Origin of the sequence: Bathymodiolus heckerae thiotrophic gill symbiont, assembly GCF_900128515.1 — a bacterium.
Taxonomy (GTDB): domain Bacteria; phylum Pseudomonadota; class Gammaproteobacteria; order PS1; family Pseudothioglobaceae; genus Thioglobus_A.
Window position 1 is genome coordinate 1 of record NZ_FQTP01000122.1, and the last position, 3340, is coordinate 3340.

Genomic DNA, 3340 nt, shown 5'->3' on the forward strand with positions numbered 1-3340 from the left:
GCGTTTACAGTTACGTTTTTACTATCCGCCTGTAGTTGGTCACATGCAGCATTAACCGCGCTTTGCGTTACCTTGCTTTTGCGTTCCATAATTCCACCAGTAATGTAGTAGGGAGAGTAGTAATATTGCTACAAACACTACAAAAAGATAGGATTATCTTCCTTATTTAATTATGTAATTATTTACTTAATAAATTAAAGAAGTAAGTACATACTTATGTATTTACTTCTTTAAATCTTTACTGCTATAATTATTTATGTTTTTAATTATATAGGGTGAGTCCATGACTAAAGTTATAGCAATTTTGAACCAAAAGGGCGGCGTAGGTAAAACCACCATAGCCGCGAATATAGGCGTTTCTATTATTAAACGGGGGCATAGTGTCTTAATGGTAGATAGCGACCCACAAGGCAGCTTGAGAGATTGGAGCGCAACAAATGAGGGTGAGCTTGTATCTGTTATCGGGCTAGATCGTGAAACACTGGCAAAGGATATTGAAGGCGTAAAAGCCCCCTATGATTTTGTCATTATTGATGGAAGAGCCAAGGCCGAAAAAATGGCAGGGGCAGCAATTAGAGCCGCTGATATTGTCTTAATACCCGTTGCACCGTCCGCGCTTGATATATGGGGAGCTTCCGATATAACCGAGGCCATAGCCGCAAGGCATGAAGTCACAGAAGGGAAACCACAAACCCGTTTTATTATTAATGCAGCAACCAAAAATACAAAGTTAATTGAAGAAATCAGGCCAGCCACAGAAGAAAGCGGCTTCAAACCCTTGGATACTGTTTTACATAGTCGGGAAATTTACAAGCAGACAATGGGGGAGGGGGTGACAGTACACGGCGGAAAAAACGCTGATGCACTGGAAGAAATCGAAAACTTGACCACTGAAATTATGGAGATTTTGAACAATGAAAGCTAAACCAACACGCAAAGAATTAACTCCTAAAGAGCAAGTTATCAAAGAAGCAATGAAAATTGATAGTGATGATATAGTCACTATGACTTTTAAAGTACCTAGAGAATTGCAACAGGGCTATAAAATGGAAGCCTTGAAGAATAGCGAGAGCATGACAGATGCTTTTATTACACACATGAAATCGTACATAAAAAATTAAACAATTATTTATGTATATTATTAAAGATGTATTTAATTTTTTAAGTAATTAAGGAAAGATTTATTAAGGTTCAGGTTGAAGCATTGAACCGAAAATGAACCACTAAAAAGGAGGTCATAGCATGATTGAATTATCAAAGGCATGTGTACATGATTTTAGTGCCAAGGATGATAAGGACGCTGTACTTATCCCTTATTATGATAGAAGTGACCCGAGATATTTTGACAGGAAGGCTCATAAAATGAGCGATACCAAGAAGAAAGGGAAAAGTATGAGTAAGAAAGAGTCACCTAAAAAAGCTCCGCCAGCCAAGGCTATAAAAAGTATTCAATATGACTTGTTCAGCCAATTTGTAACAAATGACCCTGACAGCGTTTCAAACACGGTGGAGCTTTGGGAGAGCATCCCTAAGTATTTTTTTACCCCCGCACAGGTTGAGAAGTTACGCACACCAACAGGCCACGCAGACCCTTATAAACAGCCTTACAGCTATAAAGGTATGGATTGTACTGTAACTATACAACCCGCTTTAATAGAGCAAGAGAACGGGAGTTATAAAGCATTTTTTCCAAGTGTTACCGAAGAATTAATCGAAGAAGCCTTAAAGAAAATTCTAACCGATCAAAATTACGGCATACACGACCCCGCCAAGTCTGAAACATGGGTAAAGTTTTCTTTACGTATGGTTGAAAAAGAACTTAAAAAACGCGGAAAAAGCCGCAGTATTGCAGAAATTAAGCAGGCTATACAAGTTATGAACCGTTGTATTATCACCCTTTCCAAAGGTAAAAAGGAGCTATGGAGCGGGGCAATTTTACAAGATTTAGTGACGGTTGACCGCGATGAATATATAGAAGATACGGGAGCACTTCACGCCGCACGATTACCGCTTTTTATATCCCACGCAATCGACAAGCTGGAATATCGCCAATACAACATAGATAGGCACATGACCCTAAAAACTCAGCTTTCAAGGTGGCTTTATAAAAGATTTGTGCATCGTTACAAGCAAGCCAGCATGACAGAAACCTATCATTTTAGGTATTTAACCGTAAAAGCAGAAAGCCGCTATCTGGAAGGAAAAACCGAGCGCAACAACCGTAAAAAAATGATTGATACATTAGACGAACTCAAAGCGAACGGCATTTTAATGTTCTATGAAGCGCAAGAGATCAAAGAAGGGCGCAAAATCATAGATGTAAAATATACCGTGACTGCTTCGCTTGATTTTCGTACCGAACAAAAAGCTGCAAATGCCGCAGCGAATAAACGCAAGCTTGGCGTTGTGGATAAATTAAAATAGGGTGGAAGGTATGACGTGCAGTTCGCCGAATAAGTGGAAGGTATGACGTGCAGAAAGTGGAAGGTATGACGTGCAGTTCGATTTTTTGGGCTGAATTATGTTAAAAAAATGCTTTTTGTAGTGAAGAAAGTGGAAGGTATGACGTGCAGTTCGCCGAATAAGTGGAAGGTATGACGTGCAGTTCGATTTTTTGGGCTGAATTATGACAAGGAAAGTGGAAGGTATGACGTGCAGTTCGTTACAAGGTGGAAGGTATGGCGTGCAGTTAAAAATTTATTTTTAATCTATTTGTTTGAAAAACATAGATATTTTGACTTATCAAAATTCCCTAACCTTTCCTTTATTTAACCTTTTATATTTAACCTTGTATTTTGCGCTTGTGGATAAATTAAACCAAAATTAAAAACCTGCATTTATCATCGTTCCCCAAATATCCAAAAAAAGAAAGCCGAGCGCATGGAGCAAATGGATTTAATCGACTGGCTGGACGGCAAGCGGATAATCAGACAACTACCGCCGACCCAATCCACACAGCACCGCCTTTTCATCATCGAGCAACTAAAGCCCATCATGCGGGAACTGGAAGTCTTGGAGCTATCAGCCCTTACCATTTCTGAAGCAATGGCACATTATCAAAATCACTACCAAGAAAAAGCACAGCAAGCGATTTTAAGAGCGTCTGAATAGGGTTAATGATTTATTGTGTAATTTGTACATTTAAGCGATAAAAAAGCACCAGCGGACAACCTCAAGCGATTACGGGCACTATTTTCATACTTTCAAAGGCGAAAAGATCAAGAGCCAGTTAATTAGGCCGAAAATGAAACTTTCGTTTTATCTATCAAAAAAATAAATTCTTTAGACCTTAATTTTTTAAATTTTGGTTTTCTGTTCAATGGCTTTCAAAAAATCATCA

The 3340-nt window shown here is 38.7% G+C and carries 4 protein-coding genes; all 4 read left to right on the forward strand.

Annotated features, from left to right (window positions below; all coding sequences use genetic code 11):
• Window positions 1-283: 283 nt before the first annotated feature.
• The 4 genes from parA to BTHERMOSOX_RS09915 all read left to right on the forward strand — a co-directional run bounded on the left by parA (window position 284) and on the right by BTHERMOSOX_RS09915 (window position 3111).
• Window positions 284-925 carry a ParA family partition ATPase gene (gene parA, locus BTHERMOSOX_RS09900; RefSeq protein WP_249360678.1) on the forward strand — a complete coding sequence of 214 codons (642 nt, stop codon included), beginning with the start codon at window positions 284-286 and terminating at the stop codon, window positions 923-925.
• Window positions 915-1121: a hypothetical protein gene (locus BTHERMOSOX_RS09905; RefSeq protein WP_138121002.1), complete on the forward strand. Its 207-nt coding sequence runs from the start codon at window positions 915-917 to the stop codon at window positions 1119-1121. Before parA ends, BTHERMOSOX_RS09905 begins: the two co-directional genes overlap by 11 nt.
• Window positions 1122-1242: 121 nt before the next feature.
• On the forward strand, window positions 1243-2424 hold the full coding sequence (locus tag BTHERMOSOX_RS09910; RefSeq protein WP_249360679.1) for a hypothetical protein: 1182 nt from the start codon (window positions 1243-1245) through the stop codon (window positions 2422-2424).
• A 456-nt stretch (window positions 2425-2880) separates the two neighbouring features.
• A complete protein-coding gene (locus tag BTHERMOSOX_RS09915; RefSeq protein WP_138121004.1) occupies window positions 2881-3111 on the forward strand; it encodes a hypothetical protein in 231 nt (76 codons plus the stop codon).
• Window positions 3112-3340: the final 229 nt, after the last annotated feature.